This is a genomic window from Ruicaihuangia caeni (genome assembly GCF_040536845.1).
Lineage (GTDB): Bacteria > Actinomycetota > Actinomycetes > Actinomycetales > Microbacteriaceae > Ruicaihuangia > Ruicaihuangia caeni.
The window spans coordinates 2,252,336-2,272,456 of the sequence record NZ_CP159582.1 but is presented as its reverse complement, the minus strand read 5'-3'; the positions used below and the strand labels follow the sequence as shown (position 1 = coordinate 2,272,456).

13 protein-coding genes and 3 rRNA genes are annotated in these 20,121 nt (G+C 65.5%); 3 read left to right on the top strand and 13 right to left on the bottom strand.

The window, feature by feature from the left end; genetic code table 11:
- Positions 1 to 68 precede the first annotated feature (68 nt).
- Complete coding sequence (locus tag ABV606_RS10590; protein WP_353987698.1) at positions 69 to 890, bottom strand: NUDIX hydrolase; 822 nt, start codon at positions 888 to 890, stop codon at positions 69 to 71.
- 215 nt (positions 891 to 1,105) lie between these two features.
- On the opposite strand from ABV606_RS10590, the gene ABV606_RS10585 reads away from it, so the two are divergent.
- Positions 1,106 to 2,029 (top strand): cyclase family protein, encoded by a 924-nt coding sequence (locus ABV606_RS10585; protein WP_353987697.1) that lies wholly within the window; start codon positions 1,106 to 1,108, stop codon positions 2,027 to 2,029.
- 9 nt (positions 2,030 to 2,038) lie between these two features.
- Entirely contained in the window at positions 2,039 to 3,376 is a 1,338-nt protein-coding gene (locus tag ABV606_RS10580) for a M20 family metallo-hydrolase (protein WP_353987696.1), read from the top strand.
- Positions 3,377 to 3,425: 49 nt separating this feature from the next.
- Here ABV606_RS10580 and ABV606_RS10575 read toward each other — a convergent pair whose 3' ends face one another.
- From ABV606_RS10575 to ABV606_RS10540, 8 genes are all read right to left on the bottom strand, one after another.
- On the bottom strand, positions 3,426 to 5,189 hold the full coding sequence (locus ABV606_RS10575) for a CTP synthase (protein ID WP_353987695.1): 1,764 nt from the start codon (positions 5,187 to 5,189) through the stop codon (positions 3,426 to 3,428).
- 287 nt (positions 5,190 to 5,476) lie between these two features.
- Positions 5,477 to 5,734 carry a hypothetical protein gene (locus ABV606_RS10570; protein WP_353987694.1) on the bottom strand — a complete coding sequence of 86 codons (258 nt, stop codon included), beginning with the start codon at positions 5,732 to 5,734 and terminating at the stop codon, positions 5,477 to 5,479.
- 125 nt (positions 5,735 to 5,859) lie between these two features.
- Positions 5,860 to 7,584, bottom strand: coding sequence for a DNA repair protein RecN (gene recN, locus ABV606_RS10565; RefSeq protein WP_353987693.1), 1,725 nt, complete (start codon positions 7,582 to 7,584; stop codon positions 5,860 to 5,862).
- A complete protein-coding gene (locus ABV606_RS10560; protein WP_353987692.1) occupies positions 7,581 to 8,603 on the bottom strand; it encodes an NAD kinase in 1,023 nt (340 codons plus the stop codon). Before ABV606_RS10560 ends, recN begins: the two co-directional genes overlap by 4 nt.
- A 70-nt stretch (positions 8,604 to 8,673) precedes the next feature.
- On the bottom strand, positions 8,674 to 9,552 hold the full coding sequence (locus ABV606_RS10555) for a TlyA family RNA methyltransferase (protein ID WP_353987691.1): 879 nt from the start codon (positions 9,550 to 9,552) through the stop codon (positions 8,674 to 8,676).
- Positions 9,549 to 9,770 (bottom strand): hypothetical protein, encoded by a 222-nt coding sequence (locus ABV606_RS10550; protein WP_281488083.1) that lies wholly within the window; start codon positions 9,768 to 9,770, stop codon positions 9,549 to 9,551. Before ABV606_RS10550 ends, ABV606_RS10555 begins: the two co-directional genes overlap by 4 nt.
- A gap of 100 nt (positions 9,771 to 9,870) precedes the next feature.
- Positions 9,871 to 10,863 carry an HAD-IIA family hydrolase gene (locus tag ABV606_RS10545; protein ID WP_353988820.1) on the bottom strand — a complete coding sequence of 331 codons (993 nt, stop codon included), beginning with the start codon at positions 10,861 to 10,863 and terminating at the stop codon, positions 9,871 to 9,873.
- 112 nt (positions 10,864 to 10,975) lie between these two features.
- Positions 10,976 to 11,719 (bottom strand): hypothetical protein, encoded by a 744-nt coding sequence (locus ABV606_RS10540; RefSeq protein WP_353987690.1) that lies wholly within the window; start codon positions 11,717 to 11,719, stop codon positions 10,976 to 10,978.
- A 6-nt stretch (positions 11,720 to 11,725) separates the two neighbouring features.
- Between ABV606_RS10540 and ABV606_RS10535 the strand changes: the two genes are divergently transcribed.
- A complete protein-coding gene (locus ABV606_RS10535; protein WP_353987689.1) occupies positions 11,726 to 12,811 on the top strand; it encodes a hypothetical protein in 1,086 nt (361 codons plus the stop codon).
- A 138-nt stretch (positions 12,812 to 12,949) separates the two neighbouring features.
- Here ABV606_RS10535 and rrf read toward each other — a convergent pair.
- The 4 genes from rrf to tyrS form a co-directional block, all read right to left on the bottom strand.
- Positions 12,950 to 13,066: ribosomal RNA gene (rrf, locus tag ABV606_RS10530) — 5S ribosomal RNA — on the bottom strand.
- Positions 13,067 to 13,194: 128 nt separating this feature from the next.
- Positions 13,195 to 16,307, bottom strand: a 23S ribosomal RNA gene (locus tag ABV606_RS10525).
- A 412-nt stretch (positions 16,308 to 16,719) separates the two neighbouring features.
- Positions 16,720 to 18,243: ribosomal RNA gene (locus ABV606_RS10520) — 16S ribosomal RNA — on the bottom strand.
- The 16S, 23S and 5S rRNA genes sit together here, the layout of an rRNA operon.
- A gap of 484 nt (positions 18,244 to 18,727) precedes the next feature.
- Positions 18,728 to 20,035 carry a tyrosine--tRNA ligase gene (gene tyrS, locus ABV606_RS10515; RefSeq protein WP_353987688.1) on the bottom strand — a complete coding sequence of 436 codons (1,308 nt, stop codon included), beginning with the start codon at positions 20,033 to 20,035 and terminating at the stop codon, positions 18,728 to 18,730.
- Positions 20,036 to 20,121: the final 86 nt, after the last annotated feature.

Sequence of the window (20,121 nt, the reverse complement as noted above, 5' to 3'; positions counted from 1 at the left end):
GTTCAGCTGCAGGTTCAGGCTCGGACGCAGGTTGAGGCCCAGCGGATGCTGCGCGCTCCTCGACCGCGTCAGACGCGCCCTGCATCGCCGCCGAAGCCCTCTGCCCCTCGATCGCCGCCATCGCGACCGTCGCCACCGCTGAAACGACCGCGGCCCAATCCGCGCGCCTGCGCAGCGAGCAACGCGGTCTGCAGGATGCCGTTCCGCACCCGGCCCTCGAGCACCGCCTGCACGGCTTCGTCGAGCGGCACCCAACGCACCGTGAGATCGGCTTCTTCGTGCTCTCGATCGAACGCTTCGCTGGTCTCGCTCAGCCCCGTCGCGAGGTAGACGGTGATCGCCTCATTGCTGCCGCCGGGGCTCGGCAGGCTCGAGATGAGCGGCTCCCAATGGGCGGCCTCGTGGTCGACCTCTTCGGCCAGTTCGCGCTTGGCCGCCTCGAGCGGGTCTTCGCCGTGGACGTCGAGCAGACCGGCGGGCAATTCCCACAGTCGAGCGCGCGCCGCGTGCCGGTACTGCTGCACCAGCAGCACGCGATCGTGCTCGTCCATTGCGAGCACCGCGACGGCTCCCGGATGCGCCATGTACTCGCGCACGAGCGCGCTATCGCGGTACATGAAACGGTCGCGGTCGATGTTCCAGACCATGCCCTCGAACGGGCGCTCGTGCTCGACGACCTCGACCGGCCACGCCTCGTCGGCGATCAGCGGCTCTGCCGAGGCGTCGGCGACCAGCACTCCGTCGTCTGCGCGGGTGCCCTCGGGCTCAGTTCCAGGCGCCGCGGACTCTTCCGCAACCTGCGACTCATCGAAGGATGCTGTGCCCTCTTCACGCGCAGAGGCTTCAGCTCCCGTGGGCCCCCTGCCAGTCGAGTCCGCTCGATCAGCCATTCCCCGAGAGTAGCGCGAGTAGGCGCGCTCGGCGCGGTGGGGAAACGGCGCCATCGAGCCCATCCCTTGACCACCGCCCATCGCGGGTCGATCATGGACCCACCATCGGCCGGTCTCACGCCGTGGGCTCCGGTCATCATCCGTTCGCTACCCGCGCCGGAAGACCGCACGCAGCTGTGCATCGCCGCTCGGCGCGCCCGACAGGGAGGCACGTCATGGCCCACCAGTTCACCGTTGCACAGAGCCCTTGGGGTGCCGACGACGAGATCGGCGCCCTCAACCACATCACGCCCGAGTCGCGCGTCAACGTGCTGGCCCGCGTCGACGGATCGCGCGTGTTCGATCTCTCGTGCGAGTACTTCGTCGGGATGCCGACCTGGAGCGCGCTCGGCGACCCCGCGTATCAGATCTACAAGACGCACGACCCGGCCGGCGATGTGGTCACGAACCCGCTGGGCCTCGACGACGACGCCAACAAGCTCACGAGCTACACGGGCGACGCGATCGCGATGTACACCCACAGCGGCACGCACATCGACGCGCTCAACCACTTCGGCTGCCACGGCGAGATCTTCAACGGGTACCACGCGCACGAGCACTTCGGGAACCGCACCTGGAACAAGTGCGGCGTCGACACCATCCCGCCGATCATCGCGCGAGGCGTGATGCTCGACATCGCCGCGCTGAAGGGCGTCGAGCAGCTCGAGCCCTCGTACGGCATCGGCCCCGACGACCTGCAAGCCGCCGCAGAGCGCCAGGGCGTGACGGTGCAGACCGGCGACGTGGTGATCATCCGCACGGGACGCTACCGCGAGTGGCCGGATGCCGCGGCGTTCCTCACCGACGAGCCTGGCCTCAACCTCGACGGCGCGAAGTGGCTCGTCGAACAGGGGGCGATGATCGTCGGCGCCGACAATGTCGCGATCGAGCAATTGCCCGCACAGAACGAGTCGACGTGGATTCCCGTGCACATGTACCTGTTCAACGAGGCCGGGGTGCCGATCATCGAGGTGCTCAACTGCGAGGAGCTCTCGGCGGCGGGCGTCTCGGAGTTCGCGTTCATCGGGCTGCCGCTCAAGCTGCGCGGCGCCTCGGCGTCGCCGATCCGCTGCATCGCGATGCCGCTTCGAGCGGAGTAGGAGCGCGCCGTGTCCGCTACTCCCACGCCTTCGTCTTCGTCTTCGTCCTCGGCTGCGGCTGCGGCTTCCGCATCGTCTTCGTCTTCCGATGCCGGCTCGTTGCGCATCGACCCCGAACGTCTGCGCACGTATCTCGACGCGTTCGCCTCCCCCGACGTGGGCGGTACACCCCAAGGCGGAGTGTCGCGCCCTGCCGCATCCGATGCTGACAAGGCCGCGCGCGACCGGTTCACCGAGACCGCGCGCGAGTTGGGGCTCGAGGTGCGATTCGACGACGTGGGCAACATGACGGCCCGCCGACCCGGCACCGATGACGCTGCGCTGCCGGTGCTGATCGGCTCGCACCTCGACACTGTCGTGCCCGGCGGCCGCTTCGACGGCATCCTCGGGGTGGCGATCGCGCTCGAGACGGTTGCGGCCATGAACGATGCCGACGCTCGCACGCTGCGACCGGTCGTGGTCGTGAACTGGATGGGCGAGGAGGGGGCGCGCTTTCCGCCGGCGATGCTCGGCACGGGCGTGATCACGGGTCAGTGGGACGCCGCGTACGCGCACTCGCGAACGGATGCCGACGGCATCCGCCTCGACGACGCCCTCGAGCGCATCGGCTATCTCGGCGAGCCCGAGCACAGAGTCGGCGACTTCTTCGCGTCGCTCGAAGCGCATATCGAGCAGGGACCGCAGCTCGAGCAGTCAGGGGCGCTCGTCGGAATCGTGCCTCGGGTCGAGCCGGTGCGCTGGAGCATGGTGCGGGTGACCGGCACGGGTGGGCACGCAGGAGGTCCGGGCCCGGGCGGCCGGCACGAGTCCGTCGTCGCGGCCGCCCGCATGATCGTGGCGGCGCGCGACGCCGCCGTGGCTGTCGGCGCGTTCAAGACGACGGTCGGCCGCATGCGCGTCGAACCGGGCTCGACCAACGTGATCGCCCACGAGGCCGAGTTCAGCCTCGATGTTCGCGCCCGCGACGACGAGACCCTCGACCGCCGGCTCGACGAGCTGGAAGCACTCTTCCGCCGCATCGCAGGTGAGGAGGGAGTCGGCGTCGAGATCGACCGCTTCTGGTCGATGCGCAGCCCCGCATTCGACGAGCGCATTCAACGGATGCTGGAGCGCGCCGCCGACGCCCGCGGCATCCGCTGGCAGCACACCGTCGGCACGATCGGGCACGACAGCGTTCATCTCGCGGGTGCCGGCCCCACCGCCATGCTGTTCACGCAGACGCGCGATGGGCGCTCGCACTGCGAGGACGAGTTCGCACCGTGGGAGTCGGTCGTCGCCACCGCGCAGGTCTTCGCCGACACTGCGCTAGCGTTGGCGAACTCCGGCGAGCTCGACCGCGCGGGCTGAGCGGCCGGCGGGTTCGCTTCCGAGCGAGCCCCCGCCAGCCGACGGCGGGCTAGGAAACCGCTGCGCCGGTCACGACCGAGCTTGCGGCATCCGCACCTTCGCTCTCGCCTGCCGCTTCACCGGAATCGCCGGTCTCGGCGGTCTCAGCGACCTCGAACAGGCGGCTGGCCTCCTGGCGCTCGATCGCAGCGTCGACGAGTCCGCGGAAGAGCGGGTGCGCGCGGTTGGGGCGCGAACGAAGCTCGGGGTGCGCCTGCGTCGCGATGTAGAAGGGGTGCACGTCTCGCGGCAACTCGACGAACTCGACGAGCGAGCCGTCGGGGAGCGTGCCCGAGAACTGCAGGCCGGCCTCGGCGATGCGGTCGCGGTACGCGTTGTTCACCTCGTAGCGGTGACGGTGCCGCTCCTCGACCGAGTCGGCGCCGTAGAGCTCTGCGGCCAGCGATCCGGGTGCAAGCGCGGCGGTGTAGAGGCCGAGGCGCATGGTGCCGCCCAGGTCGCCCTCGGCGATGATGTCCACCTGCTCGGCCATGGTCGCGATCACCGGGAACTCGGTGTCGGGGTCGAACTCGGTCGACGAGGCTCCAGGCAGCGACGCCATGTTGCGGGCGTACTCGATCACCATGCACTGCAGGCCGAGGCAGAGGCCGAGGGTCGGGATGCCGTTCTCACGCGCGAACTTCAGCGCTCCGAGCTTGCCTTCGATACCGCGGATGCCGAAGCCTCCCGGCACGCACATGCCGTCAATGTCGCCGAGTTCGCGCGCCGCGCCCTCCGGCGTCTCGCAGGCGTCGGACGGGATCCACTTGATCTTCACCTTCGCCTGGTGGGCGAAGCCGCCGGCGCGCAACGCCTCGGTGACCGAGAGGTAGGCGTCGGGCAGGTCGATGTACTTGCCGACGAGGCCGATGGTCACCTCGCGCTTGGGGTCGTGCACCGCGTCGAGCACGCGCTGCCAGCCCTCCCAGCGCAGCTCGGTCGCTTCGAGGCCGAGCTGGTCGATGATGTAGTCGTCGAGGCCCTGCTCGTGCAGCATCGTCGGGATGTCGTAGATGCTCGGCATGTCGATGGCGTTGACCACCGCGGCCTCTTCGACGTCGCACATGAGGGCGATCTTGCGCCGGTTGCTCTCGGTGACGGGCCGGTCGCTGCGCAGCACGAGCGCGTCGGGCTGGATACCGATCGAACGGAGCGTGGCCACGGAGTGCTGCGTGGGCTTGGTCTTCTGCTCGCCTGACGCACCCATGAACGGCACGAGCGAGACGTGCACGAAGAACACGTTCTTGCGGCCGAGTTCGTGACGCACCTGACGCGCCGACTCGAGGAACGGCTGCGACTCGATATCGCCGACGGTGCCGCCGATCTCGGTGATGATGACGTCTGGCTGCGGCTCTTCGGAGGCCTGCAGGCGCATGCGGCGCTTGATCTCGTCAGTGATGTGCGGGATGACCTGCACGGTGTCGCCGAGGTACTCGCCGCGCCGTTCGCGTGCGATCACCTGCGAGTAGATCTGGCCGGTGGTGACGTTCGCGGCCTGACTGAGGTTGATGTCGAGGAAGCGCTCGTAGTGGCCGATGTCGAGGTCGGTCTCGGCCCCGTCATCCGTCACGAACACTTCACCGTGCTGGAACGGGTTCATGGTGCCCGGATCGACGTTGAGATACGGGTCGAGCTTCTGCATCACGACGCGGAGTCCGCGTGAGGTGAGCAGATTGCCGAGGCTTGCTGCGGTGAGCCCCTTGCCGAGTGAGGAGACGACCCCGCCCGTGACGAAAATGTGCTTGGTTACGGTCGCGCCCTGATTGTCCACCACGGGTTTACATCGTAACCGACGCTGACGTTCCTGCCGCTGGGAATCCGGCGCGGCGGATGCCGGATTCGCTCAGCCGCGCGACGGACCGCCGTGGTGGCCGGCGGGAGCATGCTGTCCAGCGCACTCCTCTTGCCGCGAGATCCCCCATCCCGGCCAGACTTGCACGCGAGGGCCAGAGTTGCTTCTCTGGCCCACGTCGGCTCCTCTAGCCCGCGTCGGCAACTCTGGCCGGCGTCGGGAAGACAGCCGCCGGGGGCGAGTTGAGGCGAGGGGTCGGGCGTGGCGCTTCAGCGGGTGAAGACGCGACCGTAGGCATCGACGGTGACGACCATCGTCTCCTTGATGCGGTTCAGGGCGCGGTAGATGACGTAGATGAGCCACAGCCCGCCGGTGACGAACACCAGCACCGTGTTCCAGAACCAGCCGATCCGCTTGTTCCTCGAGAGCACCGCCTGCCCGATCGATGCGGACTCGACCGTCCAGCCCTGGCTCACGTATCGCGCGACCTCGGTGTTCAGTGCCTGTGCACGTGATTCCTCAGACATAGCCATACCTGCACCGTACGCGCGCCGGTTGCGCGGCAACAGGTCGTTGGACATGCGGCCAATCCCCACGTGACCGATCCCCACGTGACCGATCCCGACGTAACCGAGGCCTACATGACCAACGCCTACGTGACCGCAGCGGATGCCGCGTCGAGCAGTTCGCGAGCGTGCGCCAACGCACTCTCCGAGTCGCTCAGGCCGCTGAGCAACCGCGCCATCTCCTCGAGCCGCGCGTCACCCTCGAGCTGCTGCACGCTCGAGGCCGTGACCTCACCGTGCTCCTTGACCACGCGAAGGTGGTTGTTCGCGAATGCCGCGACCTGCGCCAAGTGGGTGACGACGATCACCTGCGCGGTCTGCGCGAGCCTCGCAAGGCGCTTGCCGATCTCGATGGCACTCGCTCCCCCGACGCCCGCGTCGACCTCATCGAAGACGAAGGTCGGCACCGGGTCACTCGAGGCGATCACCACCTCGATCGCGAGCATCACGCGCGAGAGCTCTCCGCCGGAGGCGCCCTTGCCGAGCGGACGCGGGTCGGCGCCGCGGTGCGGCTGCAGGAGGATCGAGACTGCGTCGCGGCCGTGCGCCGCGAACTCCTCGCGCTCGTCTACCTCGACCACCAGACGGGCATCGGGCATGGCGAGCGCAGCGAGCTCCTCGCTGACCCGGTCGGCGAGTGCGGCGCCGGCTTCGCGGCGGTGCGCGGTGACCTCGGAGGCGAGCGCGTCGAGCGCCTCGGCATCCGCCTGCACCTCTGCGGTCAGCGCCTCGATGCGGTCGTCGTCGCCGTCGAGCTCGAGCAGGCGCAGACCCGCCCGGTCGAAGTACGCCAGCACCTCGTCGATCGATTCGCCATAGCGGCGAGTCAGGGAGGCGAGCGCGGCGCGGCGTTCCTGCACCGCATCGAGTTCGCCAGACGCTTCGAGGTCGAGGCCATCGAGGTAGCCGGCGAGCTGCGTGGCCGCCTCGGCGAGTTGGAACGAGACCCCGGCGAGCAGTTCGCCGATCGGCGCGAGCGCCGCGTCGTGCGTTGCGACGCGCTCGACCGCGCGGCGGGCCTGCTCGACCATGCCGATCGCGTCGACACCGTCGTCGAGCCGTTCGGTCGCGATCGCCTCATGCGCGGCGGATGCCGCAGCCCGCAGCTCTTCAAGGTTCGTCAGCCGCTCGGCCTGCTCGGCGAGGGCCGCGTCTTCACCTGTGCGAGGCGATACCGCCTCGATCTCATCGATGGCGGCGCGGAGCTCTTCGGCTTCGCGGCGCCGATCATCGCGCTCGGTGACGAGTTCGTCGAGCTCGGTACGGCGCCGTTGCCAGCGGTCGTACCGCTCTCGATAGCGGCCGAGCGCCTCGGCGAGCGCGGCACCCGCGAAGCGGTCGAGCGCGTCGCGCTGGGCCTGTTGGGACCGCAAGCGCAGCTGGTCGGATTGCCCGTGCACCACGACGAGCTGCTCGCCGAGCTCCGCGAGCAGCCCTGCCGGGGCTGAGCGGCCGCCCACCCAGGCGCGGCTGCGCCCCTCGGCCGATACCGAGCGCGACATGAGCAGCGCCTCGACGGCGGCTCCCGCCTCGTTGCTGCCGGCCGGGTCGGTGGAACCGCCGGCATCCTTCGCTCGGTCGAGCACAGCGTGCTGCTCCGGAAGCAGCCAGTGTCCTTCGGCGACCGCCTGCGACGCTCCCGCCCGCACGACGCCGCTCTCGGCCCGCTGGCCGAGCAGCAGTCCGAGCGCGGTCACGACCATGGTCTTGCCTGCGCCGGTCTCGCCGGTGAGGGCGGTGAACCCCGGGCCGAGCGGCAGGGTGGCCTGCTCGATGACGCCGAGGTCGCGAATGGTGATCTCTTCGATCACGCGCCGCTCCCCCGCTCCGCACCCCGCTCTGCCGCTCGCTGCTCAGTCGCTCGTTGCTCAGTGGCTCGCTGCTCAGCGCTGGCGCCAGACCGCTCGCCGGGCGCGACGTGCTCGCGGGCCGGTCCTCGCCAACCGTGCACGGGAAGCTGGAACTTGCGCACGAGGCGGTCGGTGAACGGCGCCGGGTCGAGCCGGGCGAGCCGCACGGGCACCTCTGATCGGGTGGCAGTGACGCGGGCTCCGGATTCGAGGTCGCGGGCACGCCGGCCATCGCACCAGAGCACGCCGCCGTTCTCAGAGCGCGCGAGCACCTCGATCGCGAGCACCGATTCGGGGGCGACGACGAGCGGCCTCGCGAACAGTGCGTGCGCGCTCAGCGGCACGAGGAGCATGGCGTCGATATTCGGCCACACGACGGGGCCACCGCCTGAGAAGGCATAGGCCGTCGAGCCGGTCGGGGTCGACATGACCACACCGTCGCAGCCGAAGGTCGACAGGGGGCGAGCGTCGACCTCGATGGCGACCTCTAGCATCCGCTCTCGGCTTCGCTTCTCGACGGTCGCCTCGTTGAGCGCCCAGGTCTCATAGACGACCGCTCCGTCAGCTTCGACCTCGACCTTCAGGGTCATGCGCTCTTCGACCTCGTAGTCGCGAGCGAGTGCGCGTGAGACGGTCGCGGTGAGCTCGTTGCGCTCGCTCTCGGCGAGGAACCCGACGTGCCCCATGTTCACGCCGAGCAGGGGCGCCGCGCCTCCGCGTGTGAGCTCTGCGGCCCGCAGGATCGTGCCATCGCCGCCGAGCACGATGGTGAGCTCGAGGTCGTCGACCTCGACGTCGCGCCCGAGCACGCGCATGCGCTCGAGATCCGGTGCGACGGCGATCATCTCTGCGTGCTCGTCGCTGGAGAGCACTGGCACTGTGCCGGCCTCTGTGAGCTGTCGGCACACGGCGACGCCAGACTCAAGAGATTCTTCACGCCCGGTGTGCGCGACCACGAGGAAGTACCGCGTCGTGGTCACATGGGCCTCCTCGTGTCGAGCAATGCGGTCGAGCGCCAGCGATGCGCTTCTCCGCTGGGTGCAAGCTCGTTCAGAGCATCGCCTCGATCCGCTCATCCCATTCTGTCGGAAGCGCCCCGTGAACCCGGTTGAACCAGGCCAGATACTCGCGATTCCCCGACCCGCCCGCGATCGGGGAGGGCACGAGCCCCGCCGTGGCGAGCCCCGCCTCATGCGCCGCCCACAAGACCGCGCTGATCGCTTCGCGCCTCAAACCTGCGTCGCGCACGATGCCCTCCCGCACGCCGCCGCGGCCCACCTCGAACTGCGGCTTGATCAGCAAGACGTAGTCGGCGTCCGGGCCGCAGGTCGCAACCAGCGCAGGAAGCACGAGCGTCAAAGAGATGAAGCTCAGGTCGCCGACGACGAGCGTAGGCAGTTCGAAAGGCTCGGATGCCGGCGAGCCGGAAGCGCGCGACGCCGACTGCTCGACCGCCTGCGCCAGGTTGTCGCGAGAGAGCTCTCGCGCATTGAAGCCCTCGATCACCGTCACCCGAGAGTCTGCCCGGATCGGCCCTGCCAACTGCCCATGCCCGACGTCGAGGGCGATGACCTTGCGTGCGCCGCGCTCGAGCAGCACCTGCGTGAAGCCGCCGGTCGAAGCTCCCACGTCGAGCGCGAGTCGTCCTGCGGGGTCGATGTCGAAGCCGTCGAGAGCGGCGAGCAGCTTGTGCGCGGCGCGACTCACATAGTGGTCGGCGCCTTCGACGCGCAGCGACTGGCTCGGGGCGACCTTCGCAGACGCCTTGGTGACCGGCCGTTCGTCCACGAACACGAGGCCATCCGCGATGAGGGCGGCGGCGTGGCTGCGCGAGCGGGCGAGACCACGCTCGGCGAGTGCCGCGTCCAGCCGGCGGAGCTCGCCGGCGACAGCGGCCGAGCTCCCTGAGTCGGCCGGTGCATCGGTCATGCGCGAGGAAGGTCGCCGGCCTCGAGTGCCGACTTGAGCTCCTCGAAGAGCTGCGTGTACGCCTCAGCGCGCTGCTCGAGCGGCTGGTCCTCGATCAATGCGACGCGCGAGAGCAACTCCTCGGCGAGGGCCTCGTCGCGCGCCGTATCGGCCACGAATTCCTGCCCGGCATTCGAACCCACCGGTTCTTTCACCGCGGCATCGCTCCCCTGATCCATGCCCACAGCGTAATCCCCGCTCGCTGAGCCGCCACTGCGGAGCGAGCCGGTCGAAGCCACAGCGGCTCCAAGCACCCGTGCCGCGGTTCGACCCAGAACGTCAGCGCGACGGAGGCTCGATGCCGAGTCGGCGGAACACGGCATCCGGAACATCGATGCCGTAGATCGCAAGGCCGGTCTCCCAGATCGCTCGGGATGCTGCCCGCAGCAGGTCGATGGGCTCTCCATCGTCGGCGAGCACTTCAACGCGGTTACGGCGCATGATCACCGATGCCGCGCCCACGGTCACCGCACCGTCACCGTCGATGATGACCGGCGGATACGGTTCGTGGAGCGCTCTGAGGTCGTCGACTATATAGGTGGGGCGATCGCCCTTCCCAGCGGCGAGCAGCTGCTTCGCGCCATCGACGCCGGTGAGCACGAGGACCGAGTCGATGCCGACGCGGTTCGCGCCGCGGATGTCGGTGTCGAGGCGGTCACCGACGAACACGGCGTTGCGCGTGCCATAGCGATCGAGCGCGGTCTCATAGATCGCCGGCTCGGGCTTGCCCGCGGTCACCGGGAGCCGCCCGACCGCGAGGTGCACGGCGGAGACGAGCGACCCGTTCCCTGGAGCGATGCCGCGCTGCAACGGAATGGTCCAGTCGCTGTTCGTCGACACCCACGGGATGCCCGGGGCGCCGTCGACGCTCTGCAGCGCGAACGACGCTTCGGCGAGCTGTCGCCAGCCGACGTCCGGGTGGAACCCTTGGATCACCGCTGAGGGCCGATCGTCGGCCGAGCGGGTGACGGTGTAGCCAGCGGACTCGACCTGGGCAGTGAGGCCCTCACCACCGACCACCAGCACGGTGGCGGGCGGCGGCACGAGTTCAGCGAGCGCTCGCACAGCGGCCTGCGGTGAGGTCACCACGTCGTCGTCTGCCAATTCGAGCCCGAACTCGCGCAGTTGATTCGCGACCGTGCTCGGCGTGCGTGCAGCGTTGTTGGTGAGGTAGGCGACCCGGACAGTCGACGCTGCTCGCCGTATGCTCTCCACGGCATATGGAAGCGCGACGTCGCCGCGGTACACCACACCGTCGAGGTCGGCAAGCATCAACTCCGCACCGTCGAGCGGAGTCTTGGCGTCGGCCGCGCGCGCATTCGATGCCGGAAGCAGTCGGTCCTGCGGTCCTTGCGACCTCAGGGCGGCTTCGCGGGACGCAGGGTCAGTCGTGCGCCGGCTCTCCGTCGCCGTCACCGAGCTCGTCGTCGACGGGCTCGTCACCGACGATCTCTTCCCCGCCGAGTTCATCGAGGCTTGCCGAGACGTCGCCGCTCTCGCCACCGAGTCGCGCTGTTCCGGAGCCGGCGTCGCCGCCGTCTTCGTCGTACTCGACTTCTTCTTCCAGAATCTCAATGACCTCGTCGATCCCTTCGTCGCCTTCAGGATGCCGGGCGCTCTCCAGCGCCTCTTGCGCGCGCTCCGAGCGCGCGAACCACTCCGCGGCCTCGTCATTGCGCCCGAGCTCTTCGAGCACGACGGCATACGCGTCGAAGAGCGCGGGGCTGTACGAGTAGGCCGTGTTCGGGTCGAGCTCAGGAATCTGCAGCTCACCGAGCGCCTCATCGGGGCGACCCTGGTCGAGTCGCGCGCCCGACATCGCGATCGCGAGTTCGACACGAACAGGAACCGGCAACTCGTTCCTCGGCACCGAACGACCGAGCTCGAGGGCACGATCCGGCCGCTCAAGGCCGCGTTCGCTGTCGACCATCATCGGCAGGTGATCGTTTCGACCCGTGATCCGCCGGTAGGTGCGCAGTTCACGCAGCGCGAGCGCGAAGTCGCCCACCGTGTACGCGGTGATCGCGAGCGTCTCGCGCGCTACTCCGATGCGGCCCGCCTTGTTCGCCGCCGCCTCGGCGTGACGGTGCGCGAGTTCGGGATCGCTCTCGATGAGGCGCGCAACCATCACCAAGTGCCGCGCGACGAGGTCGGCGTTCTCAGCGGTCAGCGTCTTCAGCTGGTTGCGCGCAATTCGGTCGAGCTCCTTGGCGGTGACATCGTCGGGGATCTTCGGTTCGTTACGCCGTGCCCGTTCAGCCTGAGGAGGACGGATGCTGCGCTCTTCGCGCTCACGGAAGTCGCCGTCGCGCCGCGGGCCCTGCCCGCCCCTCGCCCCGCGGTCGTAACCGCGGTCCGAGCCCTCGCGGTACGACCGCGGACCTCCGCCGCGCGCGCCGTCACGTTCGCCGCCGCGATACGGCCTGTCGCCACCGCGCGGCTTCCACTCGCCCTCGCGCCGCGGACGATCATCGTCCCGACGAGGCTTCCAGTCGCCACCGCGGCTGGAACTGTCACCGTCACGGCGGGGCTTCCACCCGCTGTCGCGACCGGCGCCGTCGGTCTCGCGGCGCGGTCGCGAATTGCCGCCTCGGCGGGCACCGCTATCGTCGCGGCGCGGCCTGAACTCGCCATCGCGGCGCGAGCGATCACCCTCGCGACGGGGCTTCCAGTCACCGTCGCGGCGATGACCGGTGTCGCCCGAACGGCGAGGCCGGTCGTCTTCGCGGCGGGGTTTCCACTCACCTTCGCGACGTGGTCGCGATTCTCCGTCACGTCGCGGACGCTCGTCATCGCGGCGCGGGCGGAACTCGCCGCCCCGTCGTGGACCGTCGCCTTCGCGGCGCGGCTTCCACTCGCCCTCGCGACGAGGGCGGTCGTCAGCACGACGTGGACGGTCATCGTCACGTCGAGGGCGGTACTCACCTTCGCGACGCGGGCGGTAGTCGCCGTCGCGGCGTGGACGCTCGTCGTCTCGTCGCTGTCTGTCGCTGTCGCCACGGGGCTTGAAGCCGCCGTCATGCCGCCCGGACCCCTCTCCGGATGCCGGGCGCCCTCGCCCAGCGGCGCCGTCGGCCGATCCGCGACGGCCGCCCTCGCCACGTGCAGCGCCGGGACGACCACGAGGTGGGCGGCCCGCGTCGGACCGTCGCCCATTCGGCGTCTCGCCCGGTCGTTTCGGGCGCTCCTCGGCATCGCTCACCGCGTGACTCCTTGTTGAATTCGTTCAGGCCGGGCTTCGTCGAGCCGCTGACCACGGTACCCGGCGATCCTTTGAATCCGCGGGTTGAACCGCTCTTCGAATCTTCGGGTTAAACAGAGCTGGCCACCCCAACGGGGTGGCCAGTTCCGGAATGAGGTCCGGCGGTGTCCTACTCTCCCACAAGGTCGCCCTTGCAGTACCATCGGCGCAGAAGGTCTTAGCTTCCGGGTTCGGAATGTGACCGGGCGTTTCCCCTTCGCTATGGCCGCCGTAACAGTATCGATCTTCGGTTACAAAACACAGGCCTCCACCACTGGTGTGGTGGGGGTGTGTGGTTCCGACCGTGTATCGGGAACCACAAAGTGGACGCGAGTCATCTCCCACCCAGAAGGGTGGGGTGTGTTGTCAAGTCATTGGCGTATTAGTACCGGTCAGCTCCACGAGTCGTTAGTCCTCGCTTCCACATCCGGCCTATCAACCCAGTCGTCTGGCTGGGAGCCTCTCCCCCCGAAGGGGATGGAAATCTCATCTTGAAGCCGGCTTCCCGCTTAGATGCTTTCAGCGGTTATCCGTCCCGAACGTAGCTAATCAGCGGTGCTCTTGGCAGAACAACTGACACACCAGAGGTTCGTCCATCCCGGTCCTCTCGTACTAGGGATAGCTCTTCTCAAATTTCCAACGCGCGCAGCGGATAGGGACCGAACTGTCTCACGACGTTCTAAACCCAGCTCGCGTACCGCTTTAATGGGCGAACAGCCCAACCCTTGGGACCTACTCCAGCCCCAGGATGCGACGAGCCGACATCGAGGTGCCAAACCATGCCGTCGATATGGACTCTTGGGCAAGATCAGCCTGTTATCCCCGAGGTACCTTTTATCCGTTGAGCGACAGCGCTTCCACAAGCCACTGCCGGATCACTAGTCCCGACTTTCGTCCCTGCTCGACCTGTCAGTCTCACAGTCAAGCTCCCTTGTGCACTTACACTCGCCACCTGATTGCCAACCAGGTTGAGGGAACCTTTGGGCGCCTCCGTTACTTTTTGGGAGGCAACCGCCCCAGTTAAACTACCCACCAGGCACTGTCCCTGAACCGGATCACGGTTCGAAGTTAGATATCCAGAGTGACCAGAGTGGTATTTCAACAATGACTCCACGAACACTGGCGTGCCCGCTTCATAGTCTCCCACCTATCCTACACAAGCCACACCGAACACCAATACCAAGCTGTAGTAAAGGTCACGGGGTCTTTCCGTCCTGCTGCGCGTAACGAGCATCTTTACTCGTACTGCAATTTCGCCGAGTTCATGGTTGAGACAGCTGGGAAGTCGTTACGCCATTCGTGCAGGTCGGAACTTACCCGACAAGGAATTTCGCTACCTTAGGATGGTTATAGTTACCACCGCCGTTTACTGGGGCTTAAATTCACAGCTTCGCTTACGCTGACCGCTCCTCTTAACCTTCCAGCACCGGGCAGGCGTCAGTCCGTATACCTCGAATTGCTTCTTCGCACGGACCTGTGTTTTTAGTAAACAGTCGCTTCCCACTGGTCTCTGCGGCCATCACACGCTCAGGGAGCAAGTCCCGTCACGCTTCAGGCCCCCCTTCTCCCGAAGTTACGGGGGCATTTTGCCGAGTTCCTTAACCATGATTCTCTCGATCTCCTTGGTATTCTCTACCTGACCACCTGTGTCGGTTTGGGGTACGGGCGGCTGGAACCTCGCGTCGATGCTTTTCTTGGCAGCATAGGATCACCGAATTCCCCCGTGAGGGGTATGCGTCAGATCTCAGGCATATGAACGACGGATTTGCCTATCGTTCGCCCTACATCCTTACCCCGGGACAACCATCGCCCGGTACGGCTACCTTCCTGCGTCACACCTGTTAATACGCTAACCGCGCCAGCTCGGGTCACGCGCTCCCCCGCACGATCCACCCCGAAGGGCTTCACTATGCGGGTTCGGGCGCTTAGCATTGCTGGGTTGGTTGGGACGGTTCTTCGCCGGTACGGGAATATCAACCCGTTGTCCATCGACTACGCCTGTCGGCCTCGCCTTAGGTCCCGACTCACCCAGGGCAGATTAACTTGACCCTGGAACCCTTGGTCTTCCGGAGGACGGGGTTCTCACCCGTCTTTCGCTACTCATGCCTGCATTCTCACTCGTGTGGCGTCCACGGCTGGATCACTCCGCCGCTTCACCCGCCACACGACGCTCTCCTACCCATCCGCACGGCTGAACCACGAAGGCTTACCAATAATGCGAATGCTACAACTTCGGCGGTGTGCTTGAGCCCCGTTACATTGTCGGCGCGGAATCACTTGACCAGTGAGCTATTACGCACTCTTTCAAGGGTGGCTGCTTCTAAGCCAACCTCCTGGTTGTCTGAGCAACTCCACATCCTTTCCCACTTAGCACACGCTTAGGGGCCTTAGTTGGTAGTCTGGGTTGTTTCCCTCTCGACGATGAAGCTTATCCCCCACCGTCTCACTGCTGCGCTCTCACTTACCGGCATTCGGAGTTTGGCTGACGTCAGTAACCTTGTAGGGCCCATCGGCCATCCAGTAGCTCTACCTCCGGCAAGAAACACGCAACGCTGCACCTAAATGCATTTCGGAGAGAACCAGCTATCACGAAGTTTGATTGGCCTTTCACCCCTATCCACAGCTCATCCCCCCAGTTTTCAACCTAGGTGGGTTCGGTCCTCCACGCGCTCTTACACACGCTTCAACCTGGCCATGGATAGATCACTTCGCTTCGGGTCTAGGACACGCGACTGAACGCCCTGTTCAGACTCGCTTTCGCTCCGGCTCCCCCTCACGGGTTAACCTCGCCACGTGCCGCTAACTCGCAGGCTCATTCTTCAAAAGGCACGCCGTCACCGATACAAGTCGGCTCCGACGGTTTGTAAGCAAACGGTTTCAGGTACTATTTCACTCCCCTCCCGGGGTACTTTTCACCTTTCCCTCACGGTACTTGTCCGCTATCGGTCATCTGGGAGTATTTAGGCTTACCAGGTGGTCCTGGCAGATTCACACGGGATTTCTCGGGCCCCGTGCTACTTGGGAACACTCACCAGCCGTCACCGCATTTCGACTACGGGGTTCGCACCCTCTTCGACCAGGCATTCAAACCTGTTCGTCTATACGGCTCCGTCACTGCGGGTGACCGGCAGATCACCCTGTAAGGTCCCACAACCCCGACCATGCAACCCCTGCCGGGTATCACACATGGCTCGGTTTAGCCTGTTCCGCGTTCGCTCGCCACTACTGACGGAATCACTGTTGTTTTCTCTTCCTGCGGGTACTGAGATGTTTCACTTCCCCGCGTTCCCTCTACCCGCCCTATACATTCAGGCGGGAGTCACCAGGTCGCACAAACGCCTGGCGGGGTTTCCCCATTCGGAAATCCTCGGATCACAGCTCGTTTATCAGCTCCCCGAGGCTTATCGCAGATTACGACGTCCTTCTTCGGCTCCAGATGCCAAGGCATCCACCGTTCGCTCTTAGCAACTTGAAATCACATGAGATGAAACACCACCACAACACCAGAAGTGTTGGATGGTGAGACCACAATTCACCAGCATCACCGAAGTGACACTGGCAAGATGCTCGCGTCCACTGTGTAGTTCTCAATAAACGATCGGCACCCGCCCAAGCCCCACCACAGTGGGAACCCGAAACGGGTCCGAAGGATCCAGTCCCACCCCACCACGTTTCCGCAGCGGCGCCGGCCCGGTCCCTCAGGACCCAACAGTGCGCACCCGACCCAACCCATCCGAACCAGTGCCGTTCCAACCCCGAAGGGCGTACTGAACACCAGCCGAACCGGCCAGCTCTTGTCAAATGTTCCACCCATGAGCACCCAGCAAGGAACATTCGTCCTTGATCTGGGATACCTACGCCACCAAACGGTGACGAGTGCTCCTTAGAAAGGAGGTGATCCAGCCGCACCTTCCGGTACGGCTACCTTGTTACGACTTAGTCCTAATCACCGATCCCACCTTCGACAGCTCCCCCCTTACGGTTGGGCCACTGGCTTCGGGTGTTACCGACTTTCATGACTTGACGGGCGGTGTGTACAAGGCCCGGGAACGTATTCACCGCAGCGTTGCTGATCTGCGATTACTAGCGACTCCGACTTCATGAGGTCGAGTTGCAGACCTCAATCCGAACTGAGACCGGCTTTTTGGGATTCGCTCCGCCTTACGACATCGCAGCCCTTTGTACCGGCCATTGTAGCATGCGTGAAGCCCAAGACATAAGGGGCATGATGATTTGACGTCATCCCCACCTTCCTCCGAGTTGACCCCGGCAGTATCCCATGAGTTCCCACCATTACGTGCTGGCAACATAGGACGAGGGTTGCGCTCGTTGCCGGACTTAACCGAACATCTCACGACACGAGCTGACGACAACCATGCACCACCTGTACACCGACCTTGCGGGGCGACCATCTCTGGCCGTTTCCGGTGTATGTCAAGCCTTGGTAAGGTTCTTCGCGTTGCATCGAATTAATCCGCATGCTCCGCCGCTTGTGCGGGCCCCCGTCAATTCCTTTGAGTTTTAGCCTTGCGGCCGTACTCCCCAGGCGGGGAACTTAATGCGTTAGCTGCGACACAGAAACCGTGGAAAGGTCCCTACATCTAGTTCCCAACGTTTACGGCATGGACTACCAGGGTATCTAATCCTGTTCGCTCCCCATGCTTTCGCTCCTCAGCGTCAGTTACGGCCCAGAGATCTGCCTTCGCCATCGGTGTTCCTCCTGATATCTGCGCATTCCACCGCTACACCAGGAATTCCAATCTCCCCTACCGCACTCAAGTCTGCCCGTACCCACTGCAGGCTGGAGGTTGAGCCTCCAGGTTTCACAGCAGACGCGACAAACCGCCTACGAGCTCTTTACGCCCAATAATTCCGGACAACGCTCGCACCCTACGTATTACCGCGGCTGCTGGCACGTAGTTAGCCGGTGCTTTTTCTGCAGGTACCGTCACTTTCGCTTCTTCCCTACTAAAAGAGGTTTACAACCCGAAGGCCGTCATCCCCCACGCGGCGTTGCTGCATCAGGCTTTCGCCCATTGTGCAATATTCCCCACTGCTGCCTCCCGTAGGAGTCTGGGCCGTGTCTCAGTCCCAGTGTGGCCGGTCACCCTCTCAGGCCGGCTACCCGTCGTCGCCTTGGTGAGCCGTTACCTCACCAACAAGCTGATAGGCCGCGAGTCCATCCCCAACCGATAAATCTTTCCACCCACAGAAGATGCCTTCATGGGTCGTATCCGGTATTAGACGCCGTTTCCAGCGCTTATCCCAGAGTCAGGGGCAGGTTACTCACGTGTTACTCACCCGTTCGCCACTAATCCACCAGGTGCAAGCACCCAGCTTCATCGTTCGACTTGCATGTGTTAAGCACGCCGCCAGCGTTCGTCCTGAGCCAGGATCAAACTCTCCGTAAAAAATTTGATGCTGACTGAAAGACTGTCAATGCTGACAATCCAATCAATCCAAAGGAATCTCAAACACCAACCAGGCAACCGAAATCGCCCAATCAATGCCGAGGTTATTTGGCATTTGACATGTGCACACTGTTGAGTTCTCAAGAACCGGACACCCCGCCCGACCCCTCCCAGGGCCGCAAACAGGGCAACTTCCTTATCTTATCACTCGCACGACGTTCTCTCGCCGAGATGAATACTCGGAGGAGAGAGACTCGATGTTGAGTGGATGACCATCCTAAGACTTCGATTCAACGTCTTGCAAGACGCGAGTTTCGAGTGGATGGTGTCCCGCTTGAGGCCGGCGAGCGCTTCCGCTCTGCCGCACCTTTGGGGTGACAAGTGATTACTTTACGCGGGCTTTTCGCGCACCCGCAAATCGCCGCGCACCCCGGGCGTGTCGCCCGGAATCACGCGGAATCAGTGGTCCGCGGCCGAGCGAGCATCACCGCGCGGCTATGACACCGGCGAGAGTCTTCTTGCCTCGACGCAGGACGGCGAATCGCCCGTGCAGCAGGCTCCCGCCAAGCACCGCGGTGTCGTCGGTCACCTTCGCGTTGTTCAAGTACACGCCGCCCTGCGCGATGGCGCGGCGCGCTTCGCTGAGGCTCGAGGTGAGGCCGGTCTCGACGAGCAACTGGGGCACTCCGGCATCCGTCGCGGCATGCACTGTCGTGAGCTCGCCCAGCGCCGCCTCGAGCGTCTCGGCCGGCAGCTCACCGAGCTCGCCCTGACCGAACAGAGCCGCAGACGCCGCGATCGCCGCCTCAGTCGCTGCCTGTCCGTGGACGAGAGTCGTCACCTCCCACGCGAGCCGGCGCTGCGCCTCGCGTTTGAAGGGCGCATCGGAGACCGCCACTGCGAGCGCTTCGATCTCGCTCCGGGTGAGGAACGTGAAGACCTTCAGCCGGTCGATGACATCGGCGTCGTCGGTGTTGAGCCAGAACTGGTAGAAGCGGTACGGGCTGCACATCTCGGCATCCAGCCAGATGGCATTGCCCTCGCTCTTGCCGAACTTCGTGCCGTCGCTGTTGGTGATGAGCGGCGTGCCGATCGCGTGGACGCTGACGCCTTCGGCCTTGTGGATGAGGTCAGTGCCACTGGTGAGATTGCCCCATTGATCGCTGCCGCCGGTCTGCAGCACGCACTCGTAGCTGCGGTACAGCTCGAGGAAATCCATGCCCTGCAGGATCTGGTAGCTGAACTCGGTGTAACTGATACCGGCATCGCTGTTGAGCCGAGCCGCGACCGCGTCCTTCTTGAGCATGGTGCCGACGCGGAAGTACTTGCCGACGTCCCTGAGGAAGTCGATCGCACTGAGGGGCGCCGTCCAGTCGAGGTTGTTCACCAGCCGGGCCGCGTTCTCGCCCTCGAAGCTCAGGAAGCGCGAGACCTGTGCCTCGAGGCGCGACACCCACTCGGCGACCGTCTCGCGCGTATTGAGCGTACGCTCTGCGGTCGGCCGCGGATCGCCGATGAGTCCCGTGGATCCGCCGACGAGACCGAGGGGCCGGTGGCCCGCCAGTTGGATGCGCCGAAGCAGCAGCAACTGCACGAGGTTGCCGAGGTGCAGGCTGGGCGCGGTGGGGTCGAAGCCGCAGTAGTAGGTGATCGGAGGTCCTGCGAGAAGCTTGGCCAGCGCCTCCGGGTCGGTCGACACGTGCACGAGCCCGCGCCACTCCAGTTCCGACCAGAGGTCGGGAAAACTGGGGTCGTTGCGCTGACTTTCAAGGCTCTCGGATGCGGCGGACACGGCTACCACGGTACCAGCGGGCCCGCTGCGGCCTGGCGCCACGGCGCCTGCGAGACGGGAGGCCAGGCCGTACTCGATCGAACAGC